At 72.4% G+C, this 24,440-nt stretch carries 18 protein-coding genes and 1 pseudogene; 8 read left to right on the plus strand and 11 right to left on the minus strand.

Translation table 11 applies throughout. From position 1 onward, the window contains the following. Positions 1 to 71 precede the first annotated feature (71 nt). From M5362_RS00550 to M5362_RS00565, 4 genes are all read left to right on the plus strand, one after another. Complete coding sequence (locus M5362_RS00550; RefSeq protein ID WP_260225194.1) at positions 72 to 2,885, plus strand: hypothetical protein; 2,814 nt, start codon at positions 72 to 74, stop codon at positions 2,883 to 2,885. Positions 2,886 to 3,098: 213 nt separating this feature from the next. Beyond that, positions 3,099 to 3,905: an N-formylglutamate amidohydrolase gene (locus M5362_RS00555; RefSeq protein WP_260225195.1), complete on the plus strand. Its 807-nt coding sequence runs from the start codon at positions 3,099 to 3,101 to the stop codon at positions 3,903 to 3,905. Between the two features lie 42 nt (positions 3,906 to 3,947). Then, the gene (locus M5362_RS00560; protein WP_260225196.1) at positions 3,948 to 5,540 is read left to right on the plus strand and encodes a molybdopterin-dependent oxidoreductase; all 1,593 of its coding nucleotides are present in this window, start codon (positions 3,948 to 3,950) and stop codon (positions 5,538 to 5,540) included. A gap of 125 nt (positions 5,541 to 5,665) precedes the next feature. Further along, positions 5,666 to 7,111 (plus strand): glyceraldehyde-3-phosphate dehydrogenase, encoded by a 1,446-nt coding sequence (locus tag M5362_RS00565; RefSeq protein ID WP_260225197.1) that lies wholly within the window; start codon positions 5,666 to 5,668, stop codon positions 7,109 to 7,111. A 109-nt stretch (positions 7,112 to 7,220) separates the two neighbouring features. On the opposite strand, the gene mmsB is transcribed toward M5362_RS00565, so the two are convergent. The 6 genes from mmsB to M5362_RS00595 form a co-directional block, all read right to left on the minus strand. Beyond that, positions 7,221 to 8,474 (minus strand): multiple monosaccharide ABC transporter permease, encoded by a 1,254-nt coding sequence (gene mmsB, locus M5362_RS00570; protein WP_260225198.1) that lies wholly within the window; start codon positions 8,472 to 8,474, stop codon positions 7,221 to 7,223. Next, positions 8,471 to 10,021: a multiple monosaccharide ABC transporter ATP-binding protein gene (mmsA, locus tag M5362_RS00575; protein WP_260225199.1), complete on the minus strand. Its 1,551-nt coding sequence runs from the start codon at positions 10,019 to 10,021 to the stop codon at positions 8,471 to 8,473. The genes mmsB and mmsA overlap by 4 nt, the downstream gene beginning before the upstream one ends. Before the next feature lie 28 nt (positions 10,022 to 10,049). Further along, positions 10,050 to 11,156, minus strand: a complete 1,107-nt coding sequence (chvE, locus tag M5362_RS00580) for a multiple monosaccharide ABC transporter substrate-binding protein (RefSeq protein ID WP_260225200.1) — start codon at positions 11,154 to 11,156, stop codon at positions 10,050 to 10,052. A gap of 4 nt (positions 11,157 to 11,160) precedes the next feature. Next, the gene (locus tag M5362_RS00585) at positions 11,161 to 12,147 is read right to left on the minus strand and encodes a hypothetical protein (protein ID WP_260225201.1); all 987 of its coding nucleotides are present in this window, start codon (positions 12,145 to 12,147) and stop codon (positions 11,161 to 11,163) included. Between the two features lie 174 nt (positions 12,148 to 12,321). Beyond that, a complete protein-coding gene (locus tag M5362_RS00590) occupies positions 12,322 to 13,347 on the minus strand; it encodes an alcohol dehydrogenase catalytic domain-containing protein (protein WP_260225202.1) in 1,026 nt (341 codons plus the stop codon). Then, a complete protein-coding gene (locus tag M5362_RS00595) occupies positions 13,344 to 14,510 on the minus strand; it encodes a mandelate racemase/muconate lactonizing enzyme family protein (RefSeq protein ID WP_260225203.1) in 1,167 nt (388 codons plus the stop codon). The genes M5362_RS00590 and M5362_RS00595 overlap by 4 nt, the downstream gene beginning before the upstream one ends. Positions 14,511 to 14,709: 199 nt before the next feature. Between M5362_RS00595 and M5362_RS00600 the strand changes: the two genes are divergently transcribed. Next, positions 14,710 to 15,480: an IclR family transcriptional regulator gene (locus M5362_RS00600; protein WP_260225204.1), complete on the plus strand. Its 771-nt coding sequence runs from the start codon at positions 14,710 to 14,712 to the stop codon at positions 15,478 to 15,480. Next, positions 15,477 to 16,349, plus strand: a complete 873-nt coding sequence (locus tag M5362_RS00605) for an SMP-30/gluconolactonase/LRE family protein (protein WP_260225205.1) — start codon at positions 15,477 to 15,479, stop codon at positions 16,347 to 16,349. Before M5362_RS00600 ends, M5362_RS00605 begins: the two co-directional genes overlap by 4 nt. A gap of 18 nt (positions 16,350 to 16,367) precedes the next feature. Here the strand turns inward: M5362_RS00605 and M5362_RS00610 are convergent, their stop codons facing one another. The 4 genes and pseudogenes from M5362_RS00610 to M5362_RS00625 all read right to left on the minus strand — a co-directional run bounded on the left by M5362_RS00610 (position 16,368) and on the right by M5362_RS00625 (position 19,301). Next, the gene (locus tag M5362_RS00610; RefSeq protein WP_260225206.1) at positions 16,368 to 17,075 is read right to left on the minus strand and encodes a VOC family protein; all 708 of its coding nucleotides are present in this window, start codon (positions 17,073 to 17,075) and stop codon (positions 16,368 to 16,370) included. Positions 17,076 to 17,131: 56 nt separating this feature from the next. Then, positions 17,132 to 17,401, minus strand: a pseudogene (locus M5362_RS00615) (TetR family transcriptional regulator); the annotation flags it as partial. A gap of 6 nt (positions 17,402 to 17,407) precedes the next feature. Next, complete coding sequence (locus M5362_RS00620; RefSeq protein ID WP_260225207.1) at positions 17,408 to 18,202, minus strand: hypothetical protein; 795 nt, start codon at positions 18,200 to 18,202, stop codon at positions 17,408 to 17,410. A gap of 4 nt (positions 18,203 to 18,206) precedes the next feature. Further along, complete coding sequence (locus tag M5362_RS00625; RefSeq protein ID WP_260225208.1) at positions 18,207 to 19,301, minus strand: AI-2E family transporter; 1,095 nt, start codon at positions 19,299 to 19,301, stop codon at positions 18,207 to 18,209. 151 nt (positions 19,302 to 19,452) lie between these two features. Between M5362_RS00625 and M5362_RS00630 the strand changes: the two genes are divergently transcribed. Continuing rightward, positions 19,453 to 20,304 carry a DMT family transporter gene (locus M5362_RS00630; RefSeq protein WP_260225209.1) on the plus strand — a complete coding sequence of 284 codons (852 nt, stop codon included), beginning with the start codon at positions 19,453 to 19,455 and terminating at the stop codon, positions 20,302 to 20,304. Then, positions 20,301 to 21,524: an MFS transporter gene (locus tag M5362_RS00635; RefSeq protein WP_260225210.1), complete on the plus strand. Its 1,224-nt coding sequence runs from the start codon at positions 20,301 to 20,303 to the stop codon at positions 21,522 to 21,524. The genes M5362_RS00630 and M5362_RS00635 overlap by 4 nt, the downstream gene beginning before the upstream one ends. 18 nt (positions 21,525 to 21,542) lie before the next feature. Here the strand turns inward: M5362_RS00635 and M5362_RS00640 are convergent, their stop codons facing one another. Continuing rightward, a complete protein-coding gene (locus tag M5362_RS00640; protein ID WP_260225211.1) occupies positions 21,543 to 24,440 on the minus strand; it encodes an NHLP bacteriocin export ABC transporter permease/ATPase subunit in 2,898 nt (965 codons plus the stop codon).

Consider the following 24,440-nt stretch of genomic DNA (forward strand, 5'->3'; position numbering starts at 1 on the left):
TCCGGTCACGAGAGCGGCACCCCGGGACGATCCGAGGCGTCGCGACAGGACCGATCGTGAGGAAGACCGCTTTGATACGTGTCACACGTGCGGTGACCGCGACGCTGGCGTTACTCGCGCTGGCCGCCGCGTCGCCCGGAACGGCGTACGCCGAGCCGTCGCCCGGGTCCCTGGCGCGGGCGGGGAGCCCGGGCGTGCAGGGGAACGAGGGAGAGCTCCCCGAGGGCTGGCGCCTCACCGGCAAGGGCGCCGACCGGGAACTCGTCTGGACGTCACCCGACCCCGTGCCCATGGGCGATGCCCGCGTCGAGTTCCATGCCGGGAACCGCCTGCTCGGCATCCCGGTGCCCGCCGCCGACGGCAAGGCGTACCGGCTCAGGGCGGACGGCCTGCGGCTCGGCTCCGGGAAGGACCTGAAGGTGGTCGCCGGCGGGCGCCGTCTGGACGCCGACGCCCCCGCCCAGCCCTCCCGGGCCCGGCCCCCCGCGCGCTCCGCGCTGACCGAGGCGCCCTTCCCGGCCAACCCGGTCGACCCCGGAGTACCCGGCGGCTACCGCACCGTCAGCGGCGAGTACGACCTGAAGTCCGTGCGGCTGCCCGGCTACGCCGAGCCCGTCGAGATGCGGGCCGTGGTCGTCGGACCGGCCAGCGCGCCGGGGAAGCGGCCGCTCGCGCTGTTCCTGCACGGCCGTCACGCCACCTGCTACGGCGCCGGCGAGGAGGTGACCGGCGACTGGCCCTGCGGCCCGGGCACCCGGCCGATCCCCAGCCACAAGGGCTATCTGCGCGCCCAGCAACTGCTGGCCTCCCAGGGCTACGTGACGGTCTCGATCTCCGCCAACGGCATCAACGCCCAGGACCATCTCGCCGAGGACGCCGGAGCACAGGCCCGCTCCTCCCTGGTGCGGCAGCACCTGGCCCGCTGGGCGGAGTGGTCCGAGAACCCGGCCGGCGCGCCGTCCGCCGTACGCGCCGCGTCGCCCGCCGACCTCTCCCGCGTGCTGCTCGTCGGCCACTCCCGAGGCGGCGAGGGCGTCAACCGAGCCGCACTCGACAGCCTCCACCGCCCGCCCGCCGACCAGGACGGGCATCAGGGCCCGGTGCGGTGGACCATCCGCGGCAACGTGCTGATCGGCCCCACGATCTTCGGGCAGAACCCGGCCCCCGACGTGCCCTCGATGACCGTGCTGCCCGGCTGTGACGGCGACGTCTCCGACCTCCAGGGCCAGATCTACGTCGACGGCACGCGTGGCGTGAGCCGCGGCGCCGCGCTCCAGAGCTCGGTGTACATGCCCGGTGCCAACCACAACTTCTTCAACAGCGAGTGGACTCCGGGGCAGGCCGAGGCGCCCGCCGACGACGACTTCTTCGCGGACGAGACGACCGACCCGGTCTGCTCGCCGGGCACCGCGACCCGGCTGACCGCCACCCAGCAGCAGGCCGCGGGCGCCACCTACATCGCCGCGGCGGCCCAGCTGTTCGTCGGCGGCGACGACCGGGTCCGTCCGCTGCTCGACGGCACCGGCCGGCGCGCTCCCTCGGCCGGTCCCGCGCGCGTCCTCAGCCACGCCGTCGGCGCGCACCGTACCCCCGCCTTCCTGCCCGGTCCCTCGGTCGCCGTCACCGGCGGCCGGGTGTGCGCCCAGATCGATCCCGACCCCGACCGCGCCTGCCTGGCGCCCGACGCGAGCGGCCGGTCGCCGCACTTCGCGCACTGGGAGGCATCGCCCGAACCGGGCCGCGACGCCGTCGCGTTCCGGTGGAAGAAGGGCCCCGTGGGTCCGCCGGTGACGGTCCGTACCGCCGTCCCCGTCTCGCTGAAGGGCTCCGAGGCGCTGGCGCTGAGGGTCATCGTGCCGCCCAACAGCACCGGCACACGGATGGACGTCACACTCGTCGACGCCTCCGGCCGCCGGGCGCGCCTCGGCGTGGCCGCCAAGATCGACGGACTCCCCGGCAGTGACCGGACCACGTCCCTGTGGGCCCGCGAGCTCCGCGTCCCGCTGGCCGCCGCCGCCCGGTCCGGCCTGGACCTGAGCCGGGTCACGACCCTCGAACTGACCCCGCGGGGCGGTTCCGGAAGCGCGTGGCTGATGGACGCCTGGGGCTGGCGCCCCGGCACCCCGGAGGCCCGCCCGGCCGCCATGCCCCGCGTCGACATCGGCCGGACGACCGTGGACGAGGGGGACGCAGGGGTCCGCACCTACCGGGTCCCGGTCCACGTCTCGGGCGAAGGCAGCGGCCAGGTCCGTGTGTTCGTCCCCCGCCCGGGCACGGACGAGACCACCTCCCGGATCGTGACGGTGGCCCCCGGCAGCCAGAGCATCGACGTACCGGTGGAGGTGCGGGGCAACACCCGCTACGGCTACGACCTCACCCAGGACGTGTCCGTGAAGGCGGTACGCGGCGTGGCCGTCGGCTCCCACCGCGGTGGGGTCACCGTGCGGAACGACGACGCGATGCCCACCGTGACGCTGACCCCGGTCGCGGCCGACGTCACCGAGGGCAAGCCCCTGACCTGGCGGTTGACCCTGTCCGCGGTCGCCGACGTGGAGGTCGGCGGCTCGATCGTCCTCCTGCCGGTCGCCGGCGGCGCCGAGCTGTCCACCGCGGACGTCGCACGGGGCTGGCTGGAGGAGAACTTCGGCGAGGTCCCCGCTCCGCCCCGGCCGCTCTCCCGGATCTGGGAGGATCCGTCCTTCTCGGCGTACGTGCCCGCCGGACGGACGAGCGCCGACGTGACGGTGCCGACCGTCGCCGACGCGGTGCGCGAGCCGACGGAGACCCTGCGGGCGCGGCTGACCACGTACGACGGGATCGGGGAACCGCACGAGGGCCCGGAGTTCACGGGCACGGTCCGGGACGCCGCGCCGACGCGGAACTGACCGTACGGACCGGGGGTGGTCGCGGCGCGTGTCGCCACCACCGCCCGGTCCGTAGGCCCGCGGACGGGGCCCTGCCGGCCACGCTCGGCGTGAGCTGATCGGGCCGCCCTTCCGGTCACACGCCCCTTGCTTTTCGGCCACGGCGCCCCGGCCCCCGCTCCGTTGATCATGCTGGTACCGGAAGCCACCGAAGCCGTACAGCGAGGACCGCCGATGACCGACGCACCGCACCCCTTCCAGCTCCTCCCCGGAGCGCCGGACTCCCCGGTGCTCCTCCACGTCCCGCACTCCTCCCGTGAGCTGCCCCCGGACGTGCGCGAGGGCATCGTGCTCGGGGACGAGGAGCTCGCGCTCGAACTGGACCACATCACCGACTCCCACACCGCCGAGATCGCCGCCGCGGCCGCGCGCACCGCCGCCGTCACCCCGTGGCGGTTCGTCAACCGGCTCTCCCGGCTGGTCGTCGACCCCGAGCGCTTCCCCGACGAGCGCGAGGAGATGCGCGCGGTCGGGATGGGCGCGGTCTACACCCGGACCACGCACCGCGCCGAGCTGCGCCCGGCCGGCTTCGACGCGCAGCCGCTCCTGGAGCGGTTCTTCACGCCGTACGCCCGGGCCACGACGGCCGCCGTCGACGAGCGGCTCGCGGCGGCCGGACGTGTCGTGATCATCGACGTGCACTCGTACCCGACCGAGGCGCTGCCCTACGAGCTCCACGGCGAAGGCCCCCGCCCGCCGATCTGTCTCGGGACGGACCCCTTCCACACCCCGCCCGCGCTGGTGGAAGCGGCGAGGAAGGCGTTCGCGCCGTTCGGCGGGATCGGGACGGACAGCCCCTTCGCGGGGACGTACGTACCGCTCGACCACTACGGCCGCGACGCGCGCGTCACCGCCCTGATGATCGAGATCCGCCGCGACGTCTACATGCGGGAGCCCGGCGGCCCCGCCGGACCCGGGCTCGACGCCCTCGGCGCCGCCCTGGCGGAGCTGATCGACGACGCGGGGGCGGCACGCGGCTGAAATCCCGCACCCGGCGGCCCCCCGACGCCGATGCTGGGAACCATGAACGCCACCCGTTCCCCCCGGCCGCCGACCCGCACGGACCGGCTGCTCGCCGCGCTCGGCGGTGTCCTCTCCGGTTACGTCGCCCTCGCCGTGGCCGACCTCCTCGCCGGCCGGATCCGCCGCGAGGCGGGCCCGGTCACGGCCGTGGGCGACGTCCTCGTCGACCGCACCCCGTCCGCGGTCGAACAGTGGGCGATCCGCACCTTCGGCGAGAGCGACAAGGCCGTCCTCATGCTGGGCATCCTGCTCGTCCTCGGACTGATCGCCGCGGCGCTCGGAGTGCTCGCCCTGCGCCACCGCGCGGCCGCCGCCGCCGGGATCCTCGGGTTCGGTGTGATCGGCGCCCTCGCGGCCGTGAGCCGGCCCGACTCCGACTCCGCGCTCGACGCGGTGCCCTCGCTGGTCGGGGCGGTGGCCGGAGCCGTCCTGCTGTACGTCCTCATCGGCAGGCTGCTCGCCCCGGGCGCCGGAGAGCTCCCGGAGGCGGCCGCCCGGGGGGACCGCAGGAGCTTCCTCGTCGTCGCCGCGGCGACGGGCCTGGCGGCGACCGCCGCCGCCGCGCTCGGCCGGGCGGCCGGCACCCCCGCGGGCGAAGGGGTCACGGCGTCCCGCAGGGCCCTGCGGCTGCCCCGGCCGGTCTCGCCCGCGCCGGCCGTGCCCCCGGGGGCGCAGCTCGACGTCCCCGGCATCGGCCCGTTCATCACCCCCAACAAGGACTTCTACCGGGTCGACACCGCGCTCGTCGTCCCCGGGGTCGACGCCGACGACTGGCGCCTGCGCGTCCACGGAGAGGGCGTGCGCCGGGAGCTCTCCCTGACCCTGCCGGAGCTGATGTCCCGCCCGGTGGTGGAGCGGGACATCACTCTCGCCTGTGTCTCCAACGAGGTCGGCGGAGACCTCGTCGGCAACGCCCGCTGGCTCGGCGTGCGCCTCGCCGACCTGCTCCGCGAGGCGGGGGTGCGCCCGCCCTCCGAGGGCGGCCCGGCCGACCAGCTCGTGGCCCGTTCCGTCGACGGCATGACCATCGGCACCCCCGTCGAGGACGTCATGGACGGCCGCGACTCCCTGCTCGCCTTCGGGATGAACGGGGAACCCCTGCCCCTGGACCACGGCTTCCCGGTCCGCATGATCGTCCCTGGGCTGTACGGCTACGTCTCCGCCTGCAAGTGGATCGAGTCGATCGAGCTGACCACCTTCGACGCGTACGACGCCTACTGGGTCCCGCGCGGCTGGGCGGCGCGGGCGCCGGTCAAGACCCAGTCGCGGATCGACACCCCCCGGGCGCTCGCCCGCCTCGACGCGGGCACGGTCATGATCGCCGGGGTGGCCTGGGCCCAGCACCGCGGCATCGCGAGGGTGGAGGTCAGAGTCGACGACGGCCCCTGGCGCCAGGCGCGGCTCGGCACCGAGGACAGCCGGGACACCTGGCGCCAGTGGGTCCACCCCTGGCAGGCAGGGCCCGGCCGCCACACCCTCACGGTCCGGGCCACCGACGGCGCCGGCGTGACCCAGCCCGAGCGGCGCACCGACACCATGCCGGACGGGGCGGCCGGCTGGCACTCGGTCGTCGTGACCGTCGGGGGGTCCTGAGGCGAGCGGGGGCCGGGAAGAGGGGTCGTAAAGGCTCCGGGGAAGGCGGTCGGAAAGGCCCCGGGGAAAGATCAAATGTTCGACGGGTTAGCATATGAGCACCGCCTAGCTCGAAAGATGAACTCGTGACTGTCAATGACGACTCGTTCACCAGCTGGAAGAACCGCGAGGAGATCGCGGAGTCGATGATTCCGATCATCGGTAAGTTGCACCGGGAGCGGGACGTCACGGTCCTGGTCCACAGCCGATCCTTGGTGAACAAGTCGGTTGTCAGCATCCTCAAGACCCACCGGTTCGCCCGCCAGATCGCCGGCGAGGAGCTCTCGGTCACCGAGACCCTGCCCTTCCTGAAGGCGCTCACCACGCTCGACCTCGGCCCGTCGCAGATCGACATCGCGCTCCTCGCCGAGGCGTACAAGAGCGATGACCAGGGCCTCTCGGTGGAGGAGTTCACCGCCTCCGCGGTCGCCGGTGCCACGGGCGCCGACAAGATCGAGCGCCGCGACGGCCGCGACGTCGTCCTCTACGGCTTCGGCCGCATCGGCCGCCTCGTCGCCCGTCTGCTCATCGAGAAGGCCGGCTCCGGCAACGGTCTGCGGCTGCGCGCCATCGTCGTCCGCCAGGGCGGTGACCAGGACATCGTCAAGCGCGCCTCGCTGCTGCGGCGCGACTCGATCCACGGCCAGTTCCAGGGCACCATCACCGTGGACGAGGCGACCAGCACGATCGTCGCCAACGGCAACACGATCAAGGTGATCTACGCCAACGACCCGTCCGAGGTCGACTACACGGCGCACGGCATCAAGGACGCCATCCTCATTGACAACACGGGCAAGTGGCGGGACCGCGAGGGCCTCTCCAAGCACCTGCGCCCCGGTATCGACAAGGTCGTCCTGACGGCCCCGGGCAAGGGCGACGTCCCGAACATCGTCCACGGCGTCAACCACGACACGATCAAGCCGGACGAGCAGATCCTCTCCTGCGCCTCCTGCACCACCAACGCGATCGTGCCGCCGCTGAAGGCCATGGACGACGAGTACGGCGTGCTGCGCGGCCACGTGGAGACCGTCCACTCGTTCACGAACGACCAGAACCTGCTGGACAACTACCACAAGGCCGACCGTCGTGGCCGCTCCGCGCCGCTGAACATGGTCATCACCGAGACCGGTGCCGCCTCCGCCGTCGCCAAGGCGCTGCCGGACCTCAAGGCGCCGATCACCGGCAGCTCGATCCGCGTCCCCGTCCCGGACGTCTCGATCGCCATCCTCAGCCTGCGCCTGGGCCGCGAGACCACCCGCGAGGAGGTCCTCGACCACCTCCGCGACGTCTCGCTGCACTCGCCGCTGAAGCGCCAGATCGACTTCACCACCGCCCCCGACGCCGTCTCCATGGACTTCGTGGGCTCGCGCCACGCCTCGATCGTCGACGCGGGCGCCACCAAGGTCGACGGCGACAACGCGATCCTCTACCTGTGGTACGACAACGAGTTCGGCTACTCGTGCCAGGTCATCCGGGTCGTCCAGCACGTCTCCGGCGTCGAGTACCCGACCTACCCGGCCCCGGCGGTCTGATCCCCGGCGCACCCGCACCAGAACCGAGGCCCCTGCCGCTCCCGGCAGGGGCCTCGGCCGTTTCCGGCCCGCCCACGCGACGTCGCCCGGACGGCCGGGAACAGGCCGGTCAGGAGCCGACCTTGCGCTTGTTCCACACGTCGAAACCGACCGCGGCGAGCAGGACGAGCCCCTTGATCACCTGCTGCCAGTCCGTGCCGATCCCGACGAGGTTCATGCCGTTGTTCAGCACGCCGAGGACCAGGCCGCCGATGATGGCGCCCAGGACCGTGCCGACACCGCCGCTCATCGAGGCTCCGCCGATGAACGACGCGGCGATCGCCTCCAGCTCGAAGTTGATGCCCGCCTTGGGCGAGGCGGCGTTGAACCGGGCGGCGAAGACCAGACCGGCGAGGGCCGCGAGCACCCCCATGTTGAGGAAGACCAGGAACGTGACCTTCTTGTCCCGCACGCCGGAGAGCTTGGCGGCCGGAAGGTTGCCGCCGATCGCGTACACATGGCGTCCCACGATCGCGTTCCGCATGACGTAGCCGAAGCCCACCAGGAGCGCGGCCAGGATCAGGAGGACGACGGGGGCGCCCTTGTAGCTGGCGAGCAGCAGGGTGAACACCAGCACCGTGGCGACGAGCGCTCCCAGCTTCACGGCGAACAGCCCGGCGGGCGCGACCTCCAGGGCGTACTCCCGCTGACGGCGGCGGTCCCGCACCTCCTGCCACACGACGAAGACCATCAGGGCCAGGCCGAGCAGCAGCGTCAGATTGTGGTAGTCGGTGCTCGGCCCGACCTCGGGCAGGAAGCCGTTGGAGACCGTCTGCAGCCCGTCGGGGAAGGGCCCGATCGTCTGTCCCTTGAGGAAGATCTCCGTGAGGCCGCGGAACAGCAGCATGCCGGCGAGGGTCACGATGAACGACGGAATGCCGAGATACGCGATGAAGAACCCCTGCATCGCGCCCGCCGCCGCGCCGAGCAGCAGCACGAGCACCACCGCCAGCGGCCAGGCCATCCGGTGTTCGACCATCAGCACGGCGGCCACCGCGCCGACGAAGGCGGTGAGCGAGCCCACCGACAGGTCGATATGGCCCGAGATGATGACGACCATCATGCCGATCGCCAGGATCAGGATGTAGCTGTTCTGGAGGACCAGGTTGGAGACGTTGCGCGGCAACAGCAGGTCACCGCCCGTCCAGACGGCGAACAGCGCCACGATCAGACCGAGCGCGATCAGCATGCCGTACTGCCGCATGTTGCCGCGCAGCCCGTCGAGGATCAGCCGGCCGACCCCGGGGCCGGACCTCTCGGGAGGGCCGGACGGGCTCCGGCCCGTGTCGTCGGCCTGGGTCCCCGCCGTCAGATCGGTGCTCATGCGTGCTCCCTCTTGTCCTTGGTCATGTGCCGCATCAGCAGCTCCTGGGTCGCCTCGGCGCGGGACACCTCACCCGTGACCCGGCCCGCCGCCATGGTGTAGACGCGGTCGCACATGCCGAGCAGCTCGGGGAGTTCCGAGGAGATGAAGAGGACCGCCTTGCCCTCGGCGGCCAACCGGTCGATGACGGTGTAGATCTCGTACTTGGCGCCCACGTCGATCCCGCGGGTCGGCTCGTCCAGGATCAGGACGTCCGGACCGGCGAAGATCCATTTGCTGAGCACGACCTTCTGCTGGTTGCCGCCCGAGAGCCGGCCGACCGGCTCGAAGACCGTCGGCGCCTTGATGTTCATCGACCGGCGGAAGCCCTCGGAGACCCTGGTCTCCTCGTGCTCGTCGACGATGCCGCGCCGGGCCACCCTGGGCAGCGCGCTCAGGGAGACGTTGCGGTTGATCGTGTCGATCAGATTGAGGCCGTAGTGCTTCCGGTCCTCGGTGACGTACGCGATGCCGTGCCCGACCGCCTCCGGCACCGTGCGCGTACGGATCTCCACACCGTCCTTGAGGACCGTACCGCCGCCGTACCGTCCGTAACTGCGCCCGAAGACACTCATCGCCAGCTCGGTGCGGCCCGCGCCCATCAGCCCCGCGATCCCGACGATCTCCCCGCGCCGGACGCTCAGCGAGACGCCATCGACGACCTTGCGGTGCTGGTCGATCGGGTGGTGCACGGTCCAGTCCCGGATCTCCAGCGCCGGTGCCGCGCCCCGCTCCGGCTCGTGCGGGGTCCGTTCGGGGAAGCGGTGGTCCAGGTCGCGGCCCACCATGCCCCGGATGATCCGCTCCTCGGTGGTCTCCGGCGCCTTCACGTCGAGGGTCTCGATCGACCGGCCGTCCCGCAGGACGGTCACCGAGTCCGCCACCCGGGCGATCTCGTTGAGCTTGTGCGAGATGATGATCGAGGTGATCCCCTGCTCCTTCAACTCCTCGATGAGACCGAGGAGTTTGCCGCTGTCCTCGTCGTTGAGCGCGGCCGTCGGCTCGTCGAGGATCAGCAGCTTCACCTCCTTGGCGAGCGCCTTCGCGATCTCCACCAACTGCTGCTTGCCGACGCCGATGTCCGCGACCCGGGTCTGCGGATGGTCGTCCAGACCCACGCGGCGCAGCAGGGCGGCCGCGTGGCGCAGGGTCCGGTCCCAGCTGATCACGCCACGGGTGGCGTGCTCGTTGCCGAGGAAGATGTTCTCCGCGAGGGAGAGGTACGGCACCAGGGCGAGCTCCTGGTGGATGATGACGATGCCGCGTTTCTCGCTCGCCCCGATGTCCCTGAACCGGCAGGGCTCACCCCGGAAGAGGATCTCCCCCTCGTAACTGCCGTGGGGATGCACACCGCTGAGGATCTTCATCAGCGTCGACTTGCCCGCTCCGTTCTCCCCGCAGATGGCGTGGACCTCGCCCGCGCGGACGGTCAGGGAGACGTCCGACAGCGCCGTCACGCCGGGAAAGGTCTTGATGATCGAGCGCATGTCCAGGACGGGTCCCGCCATGGCACACCCACTCCTCTCCGGTCGGGGTCTAGTTGAGGTCGCCGGCCTTGATGTAGCCGGAATCGACCAGCACGGCCTGGTAGTTGCTCCTGTCGACGCTCACCGGGTCGAGCAGGAAGGCCGGGACGACCTTCTTCTCGTTGTCGTACGTGGTGGTGTCGTTGACCTCGGGCTTCTTGCCGTCGAGAAGCGCGTTGACCATCTGTGCCGCGACCTTCGCCAGTTCGCGGGTGTCCTTGTACACGGTCTGGGTCTGCTCGCCCGCGATGATCGACTTCACCGAGGCGACCTCGGCGTCCTGACCCGTGACGACGGGCAGCGGCTTGCTCGCGCTGCCGTAGTCGTCGGACTTCAGCGCGGACAGGATGCCGATGGAGATGCCGTCGTACGGCGAGAGGACCGCGTCCACCCGCTCCTTGGCGTACGAGGAGGTGAGCAGGTCGTCCATGCGCTTCTGGGCCTGGCCGCCGTCCCAGCGCAGCGTCGTCACCTGGTTGAGCCTGGTCTGGCCGGACCTGACGACCAGCTGCTTCTTGTCGATGTACGGCTGGAGGACGTTCATGGCGCCCTGGAAGAAGTAGCGGGTGTTGTTGTCGTCGTTCGAGCCGGCGAACAGCTCGATGTTGAACGGCCCCTTCTTGCCGCCGTCCTTGAGTCCCAGCTTGTCGACGAGATAGCCGCCCTGGAGCTCGCCGACCTTCTCGTTGTCGAAGGAGGCGTAGTAGTCGACGTTCGGCGAACCCAGGATGAGACGGTCGTAGGAGATCACCGGGATCTTCGCGTCGGCGGCCTGCTGGAGCACGTTGGCGAGCGCGCGGCCGTCGATGGCCGCCACCACCAGAGCGTCGACCCCCTGGGTGATCATGTTCTCGATCTGCGACACCTGCTGGTCCGGGTCGTCCTCGCCGTACTGGAGGGTCGTCCGGTACCCGTACTTCTCCAGACTGCTCACCATGTTCCTGCCGTCGGCGATCCAGCGTTCGGAGGACTTGGTGGGCATCGCGATGCCCACCGTCAGCTCCTCGGCGCCCTTCTCCTCCTTGGCGCCGCCCGCGCCGCTCTGCCCGCAGGCGGTGAGGGCGAGGGCGAGGGACGTCGCGAGGACGGTGGCGGTGGCGGAACTGCGCATACGCATGTCATCAGTCCTTGTCGGTGTGGTGGATCGGGTCCGGGAAGCGGTTCAGGGGGCCGGGCAGCCGGGAGCCGAGCGGTGACATCCCGCCGTCGGCGCCATGGCGGGCCAGCAGATCGAGCGCGAGCCGGCCGCGGCGTACCCGCTCGCGGGCGGTGGCGAGGACGGTCTCGCGCAGATGCAGACCGGAGGGGTAGAGCGAAGGCGCCTTCGACAGACCGAACTTGAGGTACAACGGGGCGCCTCGGCGGATCAGTTCGGCGACCTCGTACATCCGGACGTAGCCGCCCAGGTCGTCGGGCGCCTCGATGTACATGTCCATCGGCGCTGCGCTGACCCGCCGGATCTCGGTGAGATGGGCGAGCGGCAGATCGCTCGGCACGTTCACCGAGTCGGCGCCCAGACGTTCGTGGACGGCGTACGCGGCGGGGTTCACCGGGCCGATCAGCGCCGAGACCTTCAGCGTGGTGTCGGCGGGGAGCACGCCGTGGCGCCGGGCCTGGTGCAGCGTCCACAGCACGCCCTCGTCCGCCACCAGCAGGCACCGGACGCCCAGTTCGGTGGCGCGGACGGCGTCCTCCACACAGCCTGCGACGGCGTCGTGGCCCCGGGCGCGCAGGCCTCCGCCCCGGGAGTCGCTGCGGACGGAGCCGCCGATGTCCCAGGTGCCGCGGGGGCCGGTGAACAGGCAGAGTTCGACGGAGCGTTCGGCGGCCGCCCGGACCATCTCGGCGATCTCGCCGTCCGTGAGCATCCAGACGCCGCTGCCCTGGCTGACCCGGTGGACCGGCACGTCGAGCCGCGCGGACTCCTCCAGGACCGCCGCCAGCGCCTCGGGGCCTTCCACGGAAGGCACCTCGGTACGCCAGCTGCCGCCGTCGGGGAAGGCGTGCGGGGAGGTGTCCGCGGGGGAGAGGGCGGGGGCGCCGAGCCCGAGGGCGGCGAGCGCGCGTTCTCCGGGGCGGCGGGGCGGTGAAGGCGGAGCGTCGGTCACGAGCGGTCCTCCGTGTTCGGTATGTCGGACGTGGTTCGGATCGAGGGGGACGATCGGTGTGTCGGGATCGAGGGGTCCGGATCGGTGTGTACAGATCGGTATGTACGGATCGAGGGGTACGCGTCTTCCGGGCGGTGGTACGCGCGCGGTGGTACGGGCGCCGGTCGGGGAGCCTCAGGGCCGCAGCAGCACCTTCCCGACTTTGGGGTCCCCGGATCCCACCAGCTCGATCGCCTGGGGGAACGCCCCGAGCGGCAGCTCGTGCGTCACCAGCGCGCCGAGGTCGAGCAGCCCCGCCCCGAAGGCGCGTACGGCGTGCGACCAGGCGGCGGGCGGCGCTCCGAAGACCGTGTGCAGGGTCAGCCGCCCGATGACGAGCTCCGCGGGGTCGAGGCCGGCCGCTCCGGGCGCGGGGATACCGGTGAGGACGACCCGGCCGCCCCTGCGGGCCAGGCCCACCGCGGCGCGGGCGGAGCCGGGCGCTCCGGCGGCCTCCAGGACCAGATCGCACCGGCCCGCCGCCTCCTCCGGCCCGTCGAGCACGGCGGTCGCACCGAACTCCCGCGCCAGTTCGGCCCGTTCGCGCCGCGGCTCCACCACGTACAGTTCGGCGGGCGACGAGGCGGCCAGCAGCTGTACGGCGATCAGCCCGAGGGTCCCGGCGCCGACCACGGCGACCCGTTCGCCGGGCCGGGGCGCCGCCGCGAGGGCCGCGGCCGCGACACAGGCCGCCGGCTCGAGGAGAGCCGCCGCCGTCAGGTCGGCGTCGTCCGGGAGGACGTGCAGCAGCCGGGCCGGCAGCGTCAGCGTGGGCGCCATCGCGCCCGGCCGGGTGAAGCCGGTCTCGTCGTATCCGGCCGTGCAGAGCGTGGTGTCGCCCGTATGACAACGTTCGCAGACCTGGCACGAGCGGAACCCCTCGCCGACCACCTTCCGGCCGACGAGCCCCTTCGGGACACCCTCGCCGACCTCGGCGACCGTGCCCGACCACTCGTGGCCGGGGGTGAGCGGATACCGCACGTACCCCTTCGGCCGGGTGCCCCCGTACACCTCGCGATCGCTGCCGCAGACACCGCTCGCGTACACCCGCACCAGGGCCTCTCCGGGGCCCGGCGGGACCTCCTCGTGGGGGACGAGGCGGTGGCGCCCGGGCGCGTCGACGACCACCGCGTGCCCCGGTCCGCCGACCGCGCGGCTCACGCCCCGCCGCCCCGCGTCGCGGGGGAGCGCCGCTCCCAGCCGTCCGCCCACAGGTCGAAGCGGGCCTGCTGCTGCGGGAACTCGGCCGCCGCGTCGATGTCGAGCTCGACGCCGAGACCGGGCGCGTCCGAGAGGTGGAAGTGGCCGTCCACCACCTGGGGGGCGCCCTTCACCACCTTCTTGATCTCCGCGTCCGCGAAGTCGTTGAAGTGCTCCAGGATCTTGAAGTTCGGTGCGGAGAAGCCGACCTGAAGGGAGGCGGCGGTGAGCACCGGGCCGCCCACGTTGTGGGGGGCGACCATCATGTAGTGCGTCTCGGCGGTCGCGGCCAGCTTCCGGGTCTCCCAGATGCCGCCGAGGTGGCCGACGTCCGGCTGGAGGATGTCGACGGCCTGGCTCTCGAAGAGCTCGCGGAACTCGACGCGGTCGTGGATCCGTTCACCCGTCGCGATCGGGAGGTCCACCTTCGCCGCGACCTTCTCGAGCGCCTTCAGGTTCTCCGGGGGCACAGGCTCCTCCAGCCAGGCCGGACGGTACGGCGCCATCTCCCGGGCCAGCCGGATCGCCGTGGCCGGCGAGAACCGGCCGTGCATCTCCAGCATCAGCTCGGCGTCCGGCCCGATGGCATCCCGTACGGCCTCGATCAGTGAGACCGCGTACAGCGTGTCCTGGTGGGACAGTTCGAGGTGCCCGGTGCCGAACGGGTCGATCTTCAGCGCCTGGTAGCCCCGGTCGATCACCGCGCGGGCGGCCTTGTGATAGGCCTCCGGGGTCCGTTCGGTGGTGTACCAGCCGTTGGCGTACGCCTTGACCCGATCGGTCACCTTGCCGCCGAGCAGCTGCCAGACCGGCACCCCGAGCGCCTTGCCCTTGATGTCCCAGCACGCCATTTCGACCACCGCGATGCCGGACATCACGATCTCGCCGGCCCGTCCGAAGTCCCCGTACTTCATCCGGCGGACGAGATCCTCGATGGCGAACGGGTCGGAGCCCGCGATGTGGTTGGCCTCCGCCTCGCGGAGGTAGCCGAGCAGCGCGTCGGTGTGGCCGAGCATGCGTGTCTCGCCCACACCCGTCAGCCCCTCGTCGGTGTGGACGAGCACATACGTGAGGTTCCGCCAGGGAGTTCCGACGACATGAGTGCTGATTCCCGTGATGCGCACGGCAGTTGCCCCTCGGTCTCGTTCGAAATTTCGTCACACGTTCGAAATGTAGGCGTGACCGTAGGGGCTGGTCCGGGGCGTGTCAACGGATCGCGCGACCATTGCCCGGTGAAGTGGCGTGCGGTTAGCCTGTGTTCGCGATATCGACTGTCGGTCGGAATACCGAACGAGGCCGAACATGAGGGGTGGGTGAGCGGCGATGGGGCGACAGGTTCCCGCGGTGGCCAGAGCGCTGGACATACTGGAGCTGTTCCTGACGGGCGACGAGACACTCTCCGCACCGGAGGTCGTCCGCAGGCTCGGGCTGCCACGCACGACCGTGCACGAACTGCTCACCACGCTGGCCGCCCGCAACTACCTCGTGCACGTCACCGAACAGCCCGGCCGCTACCGGCTGGGCGTCCGCACGTACCAGCTCGGCAGCCGGTACGCGGAGCAGCTGGACCTCGCCGCCGAGGGGCGCCAGGTGGCCTGCGAGGTCGCCGCGATCTGCGACGAGACGGTCCATGTCGCGCTCCTGGAGGACACCGACGTCATCTACGTCGCCAAGGTGGACTCCACCCACGCGGTCCGCATGGTCTCCGCGGCGGGCCGCCGGCTGCCCGCGCACTGCACCGCCGTCGGCAAGATGCTGCTCGCCTCGCTGCCGCCGGCCGAGCTGGACAGCCGTGTCGACGGCCGCGAACTGGTCGCGATGACGCCCCACAGCATCACGGACCACGACGCGCTGCGCGCGGCCCTCGCCGAGATCCGCGAGCGGGGCGTCGCCGTCGAACACCAGGAGTCCAATCCGGACGTGAGCTGTGTCGCCGCACCCGTACGCGACAGCGCCGGACGGGTCGTCGCGGCGCTCTCCGTCTCCGTCCCCGTGATCCGCTGGAGCGAGGACCGGGAGCGGGAACTCGCCGAGCTGGCCGCCAAGGGCGCCGCCGACCTCTCCGTACGGCTCGGTCACCGAGGCACCCGATGAGTCCGGACCTCGCGGTCGCCGTCCGGTCGGAGGCCGCGCTCGGCGAGGGCCCCACCTGGGACCCGGTCGCCGGGCGGCTGATCTGGGTCGACATCCTCGGCTCGCGGGTCCACACCTACACGCCGGCGGACGGCCGGCGCACCGTCATGGCCACCGAGCAGCACGTCGGCGCGGCGAAGCCGTGCGTGGACGGTGGACTCGTGGTCAACCTCCGGGACGGCATAGGGCGGTACGACCGGGACGGCTCCTTCGGATGGCTCCTGCGCGACCCCGTCCCCGGACGGCGCGGCAACGACGCCGCCGTCGCCCCGGACGGCGCGCTGTGGGCGGGCGCCATGCGGTACGACGAGGCCCCCGGCGGAGGAAACCTCGTCCGTCTCGCGCCCGACGGCACCGCGCGGGAGGCGCTTCCCGCCGTGACGGTCAGCAACGGCATCGGCTGGAGCCCGGACGGCTCCCTCATGTACCACATCGACAGCCCCACCCGCCGGATCGACGTCTGTCCCGCCGACGCCGAACTCGCCACGCACCGCCGCCCCTTCACGACCGTCGAACCCGGTGCGGGCTTTCCCGACGGACTCGCGGTCGACGCGGACGGCTGTGTGTGGGTCGCCCTCTGGGGCGGCGGGCAGATCCGCCGCTACACCCCGCGCGGTGACCTGGACCGGGTCGTCACCCTTCCCGTACGGCGTCCCACAGCCTGCGCCTTCGGCGGCCCCGGCCTCCACGACCTGTACATCACCACGGCCCGCACCGGCCTGACCCGCCCGCACCCGCTCTCCGGCTCGCTGCTGGTGCTGCGCGACGCGGGGCAGGGGCTGCCGGGCACGCCCTTCGGGGGCCCGCGGCCGTCCGCGCTCAGCCCCTGAAGTCGCGGCCGTCCTCGCTCAGCCCCGCAGCTCCTGAAGACGGTCGAGTTCGTCGCCGACCGACTCCCGCTCCTCGGGGGTGAGCAGGGCGGCGGCGGCCTCGGCATCGGCCCGCGCCGTCGCCGCGGTCCCCTCGTCGCCGAGACGTCCGGCGACGTCCGCGCGCAGCACGAGGAGGCGGAGAAGCTGCGCGGGGGCGGGGCGTTCGTCGGCGAGGTCCAGCACCCGGTCGATGATCTTCGCCGCCCCCGCCGGGTCGTCCTTCGAGTCCGCGAAGAGGGTCGCGTGGTGCAGGGCACGGGCGAAGGTCTCCTCCGGCGCGGGCCGGTGGTGGGGATCCCGGCTCGTGGGCTGTCCCACCCGGACGCAGTTGCCGCCCGGGTCGGTCATGAGGAACTGCCGCACGCCGTACGACATGTCCGTGAGCGCACCGATGCGCGGCAGCCCCCGGGTCGGTATCCGCCCGTACGCCGCCTTGAGTCCGGCGCGGAAGGCCGTGTGCAGCCCGTCCACGTCGTCGGTGACGACGTAACACGTGCTGACGGACGCGGCCGGGTCGTACTGCTTCAGTCCGAAGAACTGGAGCTCTATGCCACCGCGCTCCACGACGGCGTAGGGGTTGGGGCTCTTCTGCTGGAAGGTCACCTCGAACCCGAGGGCGGTGTAGAAGTCGAGCACCGGCTGAAGGCTGGGGCACGGCAGGATCGGAATCGTCTTCTCGGCCATGCCCGTCACTCTAGTCAAATTTGAATAGAGTCGCATCCCTCCAGACGTTCGCCCCGGGCCCCTCGGAGCACCGCCAGTGCCAGGGTGCGGCAGGCGGTGCCGTCCTCTCCGTCTCTCTCCGGCTGGGGTTGGCAGGCGGCGAGCACGTAGAGCCAGTCGTTCACGGTGGCGCGGGCGAAGCCCGCCCAGGCGCCGTCGGGTTCGACGAGGGAGCGCGCGTACCCCTCGGCCCACAGCCGCAGCAGCGGGCGGTGCTCGTCGGCGGCGAGCCATGCCCAGACCTGGCCCACCGCCTCCTCCAGACCGACGGGTCGCTCGGCCTGCCGGAGCCCCTAGTCGCCGCCCGCCTCGGTGCGAAGGCCCTCGGCTCTCCGGTGGGCTTCGCGGGCCGCCTTCGACGCCTCCTTCGCCGCCGCTCGGGCGGTTCGCCGTTCCGCCTTCGCCTGGCTCAGCCGCTCTTCGAGGTCGGCCACGAGGGCGTCCGCCTCGCTCGCCCGTGCCTCCGCCGCATGCAGTTCCTCGTCTCTGGCGCCCGCCTCGGCAGCGGCCTCTTCGGCTTCCTTCTCGGCTTTCCTCGCGGCGGCGCGGGCGCCGTCGTCCGGCTCGGGCTTCCGTCGCGGAGCGGCGCGGGGCGGGAGGCTCTCGGGTGTGATAGTGCCGAAGCCCACCGGGGCCTCCGGGGGTTTCACCAGCCGGCCCGTCGACCACTCCGCCGCGATCTCCGGGTCGGCGAGCACGGCGCGGAAGAGCTGCTCGACCTCCTGGCGGACCGAGGCGCTCAGCGGGTGGCCCGCCTCGTCGGCGACCGCCGCGGCCTCCCGGACCTCGGCGGCGATCACCTTGTTCTGCACCCCGGCGGCCTCGCGCAGCTTCGTCGCGTCCAGCAGGCGGGTGGCCTCCTGGAGCGTCTCGCCGAGCGTCAGCAGCCGGCGGACGTCCTCCGGCCGTTCCCGTACGAAACGGTTCGAGGCCCAGGCGGCCAGCGTCGGGCGGCGCAATGCGGCGATCCGCTTCGCCGCGGACGTGTCCTTCGAGCTCCGCGCCTCGGCCGACCGCGCGTCACGGGCCGCGACGAACTCCTCCGGCGCCGCCCCGTACAGCTCATCGATGACCTGCTCGACGTCCATGACCTCACCTTCGCACGGAGGCCGCCGCCCCGGGCTCGCCCTCGGCCTCCTCGCGCGCGTCCCGCAGCGCCGTGTAGACCGACCAGACCACCGATACCAGCGGCACGGCCACCACGGCCCCCACGACGCCCGCGGCGATCGCCCCGGCGATCACCGAGATCGCCACCACCAGGGGGTGCAGCCGTACGGCCCAGCTCATGACGAGCGGGTGCAGCAGATGCCCCTCGATCTGACCGATGACCACGATCAGGGCGATGACGATCGCCGCCACCCACGGGCCCTGCGAGGCGAGCGCCACGATGGCGGCGACCGCGAGCGCGATCGGGGAGCCGATCAGCGGGATGAACGCGGCCATGAACTCCAGCAGCGCCAGCGGGACCGCCAGCGGAACACCGAGGAGCCACAGGGCCAGCCCGACGAGCACCGCGTTCACCGCGGCGACCAGCACGATGCCGTGCGTGTAGCCGGTGAAGGTACGCCAGGCCGCACGGCCCCCGATGTCCATGTGCCCACGTACGGACCCGGGCAGCTGCTCCCGCAGCCACACCCACTGGCGGTCGCCGGAGTGGATGAAGAACACCGAGCAGAACAGCGCCAGGGCCAGCGTGGTGAGCACCGCCACCAACCGGTGCGCACCGCTCATCGCCTCGCTGATCAGCGTCGAGCGATGGCTGGACAGGAACTGCCCGATCCGGCCCTGGACGTCCGAGAGCGCCTCCGGGTTCAGCCGGAACGGCGGCCGCTCCAGCCAGTCCTCGATCCGGTCGATGCCCTCCCGGAACTCGCGTACCAGGGTGGTCCGGTCATGGTCCACCGCCTCGCCGACCAGCGCGAGGACGCCCAGGACCAGCGCGATGCTGCCGAGGACGGTGACGGTCACCGCCAGCGGCCGGGGCAGCCCCTTGGCGACCAGATCGGCCACCGGGCGCAGCAGGGCGGTGACCACCAGACCGAGGAACACGGCCACACCGATCTCGTGGAACCGCCCGAGCAGGGCGAACAGGCTGTAGACCAGCGCGCCGACGACGAGCAGACGCCACGCGTACGCGGCGGCGGTACGAAGGAACGGGATCACCGGCGGCGGTGTGCCTTGTCGCATGGCCAACGACGTACCACCCCGGGCCGCGCGGGCCACGCCCGAGGCCCGGTATTCGGCCGACCGGGCTCAGGAGGGGCGCGTACAGGGTGAACCCGGGGCCCGGCCCGGTGTCGTCGCCGGGCCACCCACCGGTGCCGGTGAGTATCGGCGGATGGGCGTCGTCCTGCCGGTCCTCTTCGCGTTCTGTGCCGCGTTCAGCAACGCGCTCGCCACGGTGCTGCAGCGCCGTGCCGCGCTCACCGTCCGTCAGACCGACTCGTTCCGGCCCGGCCTGATCCTCGATCTGCTGAAGCGCCCGCTCTGGCTCGCCGGCATCCTCGCGGTGATCGTCGCCGGGGTGGGGCAGGCGGCGGCCCTGGCGACCGGCCCGCTGGCGCTCGTACAACCGCTCTTCGTGCTGGAGCTGCCGCTCGCGCTGCTGCTGGCCTCGCTGATGTCACGGGAGCGGTTGCCGGCGGCGCAGTGGCTGGCCGTGGCCGCCGTGGTGGCGGGGCTCGGGGTGGCGCTCCTGGCGGCCTCCCCCGCCGGCAACCGTACGCACGTGGCGCTGGACCGCTGGATCCCGGCCCTCGTGGTGTGCGCCGCCGCGGTGGTGGCCCTGGCCACGGTCGGCCTGCGCAGACCCGCGGGCCGTGCCCGCGCGGGATGCCTCGGCGCCGCCACGGCGATCTGTTACGCGCTCACCGCGGGCCTGATGAAGACGTCCATGCACATCCTGGACGACTACGGTCTGACCGCGTTTCTGACGGCCTGGCAGACGTACGCCTTCTGTGTGGCCGGGGTCGCGGCGCTGCTCCTGCTCGAACACGCCATGCAGGGCGGGCCGCTGGTCGCCTCCCAGCCCGCGCTGACCCTCGGCGACGCCACGGTGAGCCTGATGCTGGGCATCCTGATCTACGAGGAGGACGTACGCATGGGATGGTGGCTGGTGCCGGAGCTGGTGGGCGTCGGTCTGATCGTCCTCGGCGTGTTCGCCCTGGCGCGTGCCGGGGTGTCGGGATGAGCCGCGCGGCCGCTCCGGCCCGCCGCGCCTCGCGTCACGACCGGCACCTCGGCTACGTGGCGGCGGCCGTCGTCTTCGCCATCGGCATGGCGGGCACGACGCTTCCCACACCGCTGTACGGGCTGTACCGCGAGGAGCTGGGCTTCTCCGAGCTGATGGTGACGGTGATCTTCGCCAGCTACGCCGTCGGCGTCATCGCCACGCTCCTGCTCGTGGGCAACCACTCGGACGCGGTGGGGCGCCGCCCCGTCCTGTGGACTGCCCTGGGCCTGGCGGCGGCGAGCGCGTTGTTCTTCCTCTTCGAGGGCGGACTGCCGTTCCTGTTCGCCGGCCGGCTGCTGTCCGGCTTCTCCGCCGGGCTGCTGAGCGGGGCGGGGACGGTCACCGTGCTGGAGCTGGCGCGGCCGGAACGCAGGTCCCGCGCCGGGTTCGCGGCGACCGCCGCGAACATGGGAGGTCTCGGCTGCGGGCCCCTGCTGTCCGGGCTGTTGGCGGAGTACGCCCCGAGGCCGCTGTCGCTGCCGTTCCTGGCCCACCTCGCGCTGGTCTGCGTGGGCTGCGTCATCGTGCTGTTCCTGCCGGAGACGGTGAAGGAGCCGCGGCTCCGGACCCGGCCGAGGCCGCAGGGCCTGTACGTCCCCTCCCAGGTCCGCGGCGTCTTCACGCCCTCGGCGCTGGCCGCCTTCGCCGGATTCTCGCTGCTCGGTCTGTTCACCGCGGTGGCGCCGAGCTTCGTCTCCCAGACCCTCGGCATCACCAACCTGGCGGTCTCGGGCCTCGTGGTCTTCTCGGTGTTCCTCTCCTCGACCGTGGGGCAGTCGTGGACATCCCGGCTGGCCGTACGCGTCGCCCTGCCGCTGGGCTGTCTGGTCCTGGTGGTCGGTCTCCTGCTCGTCGGCGCGTCCCTGTGGGTGGAGACGCTGCCGCTCCTGGTGGCCGGAGCGGTCTGCGGAGGGATCGGCCAGGGGCTCGCCTTCCGCGCCGGACTGACCGCCGTCGGCGAGGCGGCCCCGCCCGCGCACCGGGCGGCGACGGTCTCCTCGTTCTTCGTCGTCGCCTACGCGGGCATCTCCCTGCCCGTCGTGGGCGTCGGCGCGCTCACGATGTGGGTGGGGCTCGACTCCGCCGGGCTGATCTTCACCGCCTGTGTCACGGTGCTCGCCACGGCCACCGGCCTCCACCTGGCCCGCGGCCCGCGCGAGCCGGCGCGGCCCATGTGACAACGCGCGACCGTCGGATCAGCGCAGCTGACGGCGGACCAGTTCGTGGAAGAGCCCCGAGGTGTCGGCGAGGAGTTCGGCCGGCGAGCCCTGCTGGACGATCCGCCCGTCCGCCATGGCGATCACCCGGTCGGCGTCCATGATCGTGGACAGCCGGTGGGCGATCACGACACGGGTCGCGTTCAACGCCCGGGTCGACTCGATGACCACCCGCTGCGCCTCGTTGTCGAGCGCGCTCGTCGCCTCGTCGAAGAAGAGGATCCGAGGCCTGCGGATGAGGGCCTGGGCGATCATCAGCCGCTGGCGCTGCCCGCCCGAGATGGTCCCGCCGCCGTCGGACAGCATCGTGTGCAGTCCCATCGGCATGGCCTTGATGTCCTCGGCCAGGCCGGCCATCGCGGCGGCCGCCCACACGTCCTCCAGGGGGAACGACTCGGCGCCGCAGATGCAGTCGAGGATCGAGCCGGAGAACGGCTGGGCGTTCTGCAGGACGACACCGCACTGGCGGCGCACGGCCGCCTGGTCCAGCGCCGCCAGGTCCTGGCCGTCGTAGCGGACACCGCCGGACGTCGGCCGGTCGAAGCCGATGAGCAGCCGCAGCAGCGTCGACTTGCCGCAGCCGCTGGCGCCGACGACCGCCACGAACTCGCCCGGCCGCACCTGGAAGTCGACCCCGTCGAGAACCAGGGGGCCGTCGTCGGAGTAGCGGAAGGACAGGTTCTCGGCCTCGATCGCCCCGCTCAGCTCGCCCGGCTGGGCGCTGGAGCCGCGGACCTCGGGCGTCTCCCGGAACACCGGCTTGACCTGCTCGAACATCGGCTGCACCGCCGCGGCCGACAGGAGCGCGCCGGTGAGCTGGGTGACCGACGACAGCAGCATCGTCACGGCGGTGCTGAACGTGAGGAACTCGCTGGCGGACATCGACCCCCGTGCCGGGCCGGCCAGCAGCATGAACATCACGAGCGTGCACAGCGGCAGACAGACCGCGCCGAGCACCGTGAGCACGTTCTTGATCCGGCCGATGCGCTGCTGCAGCTCGCGGGTCCGGGCGAACTCGCCGGCCCAGGCCGCGTACGCGAAGCTCTCCGCCCCGGCCACCCGCAGCTTGGACAGCCCGCGCAGGGTCTGGAACGCCTGGTTGTTGAGCTTGTTGCCGATCCGGATCAGCTGCCGCTGGTACCGCAGCTGCCACAGCCCCAGGCCCAGGAACACCGCCGCGATGACGAGCAGCATGGCGACGGCGGCCAGGGCGAGCGGCACGCTGTAGACGAGCAGCAGGACCAGGTTCATCGTGCCGACGGTGCCGGCCTGGACGACCACGGGCCCGGTGCCGGACAGCACCCTGCGGATGGCGCTGATGCCCATGGCCGCACTGGCCAGTTCGCCGGTGGAGCGACCCGCGAAGAACCTCGTCGGCAGCCGCAGCAGCCGGTCCCACACGGCGGGCTGCAAGGTGGCCTCGATCCGGCCCTCCATGCGCAGGATGGAGATGTTCTGCAGCAGCATGAAGGAGGCGGAGACGACACTCGTCGCGATGATCGCCAGCGCGGTCTGCACGATGAGCCCGTTCTCGGCCCGGGGGACGTACTCGCCCAGCACCTTGCCGGTCGCGATGGGCACCAGCGCGCCCAGGCCGACGGCGACGAGCCCGGCGAGCAGCAGCGTCCGCAGCTCCGCGCGGGTGCCGCGCAGGCTGAAGCGCAGCAGCGGCAGCAGGCCAAGCGGCCGGTCGGGCAGCGGGCGGTAGAACATCACGGCGCGCGGTTCGAAGCGGTCCGCGTCGGCTCGGCCGATCCGCTCGCGCGCGCCGGTCGCGGGGTCCACGGCCTCGTACCGGCCGCGCCGCCACAGCAGCGCGACCGGGCTCCCGTCCTCCTCGCGACGGCCTACCAGGGGTCCGGTGTACTCCCTCCACCAGCGGCCGCCGAGGCGGACGACGCGGGTACGGATCCGGGAGGCGAGCGCCACGCGTTCGACGGGGTCGAGGCGTCCGGGCAGCCCGGTCGCCTCGGCCGGCCCGGCCAGCGTGATCCGGGCCTCGTCGGCGACCAGCCGGCACACGGCGTACGTCGCGTCGTCGCTCGCGCGCCCCCGGGAGCCCCGGCCGGAGGCGCCCGAACCGCCGGAGCGGCCGATGGAGGCGAGCAGCGCCTCGTCCGCCCGGGTACGGGCGGCGCGGCCCGCCTCGATCCCGGCCGCCGTACGGTCCTCGTGGGCGCGCTCCAGCCGCTCGATCCAGCTGTCCAGCGCGTACAGCAGCCGGAACTGCTGGTCGACCATGCTCTGCCACATCGCCGGGTCGACCAGGAGTGTGCCGGCGGTGTCCTCCCCGTACCCCTCGTACGCCGCTCCGTAGCGCACGCTGCCGGGGGCGATCTGCATCCACAGGACGTCGTCGTCCGCCCCGCCGGTGTCGTGGGCGGCGGGGCCGTCCGACGGCGCCTGGTACAGCACGCGCAGGCCGCGGCCGATGCCGAGCGCGAAGGCGTGCTCCAGGGGGCTGAGGCTGGGCTCGGCGGCCGCCGTGTACGGGTCCTGGTCGGCGTACCACTGCCCGTCGTACCACTGGCCGCCGGTGAACGACAGCTCGCGCAGTTCCACGCGACGCAGCAGGCACCCCTCCAGAGGGCGGCCGATCAGGGTGTGCTCGGGCCCCTCCACCGGTCCGAGCAGCAGCGTGCCCGTCTCCAGCCGGCCGAGGAAGTGCCAGGGGCCGAGCTGCGCGGCGTCGACGGCGAACAGGTCCATGGCGCCGTCGACGACGAGCCACAGCACGTGCGGGCCTTCGAGCGGGACGCTGCCCATGCCGGTGCAGTCGACCGCCGTGCCGAGACCGCCGAGGGCCGCGACGACGGCGTCGACGACGACCGTCGGCTGGTGTGTCGCTTGGTGCGTCGGCTGGTGAGGGAACGTCAC

Source organism: Streptomyces sp. Je 1-79, assembly GCF_025195125.1.
Lineage (GTDB): Bacteria > Actinomycetota > Actinomycetes > Streptomycetales > Streptomycetaceae > Streptomyces.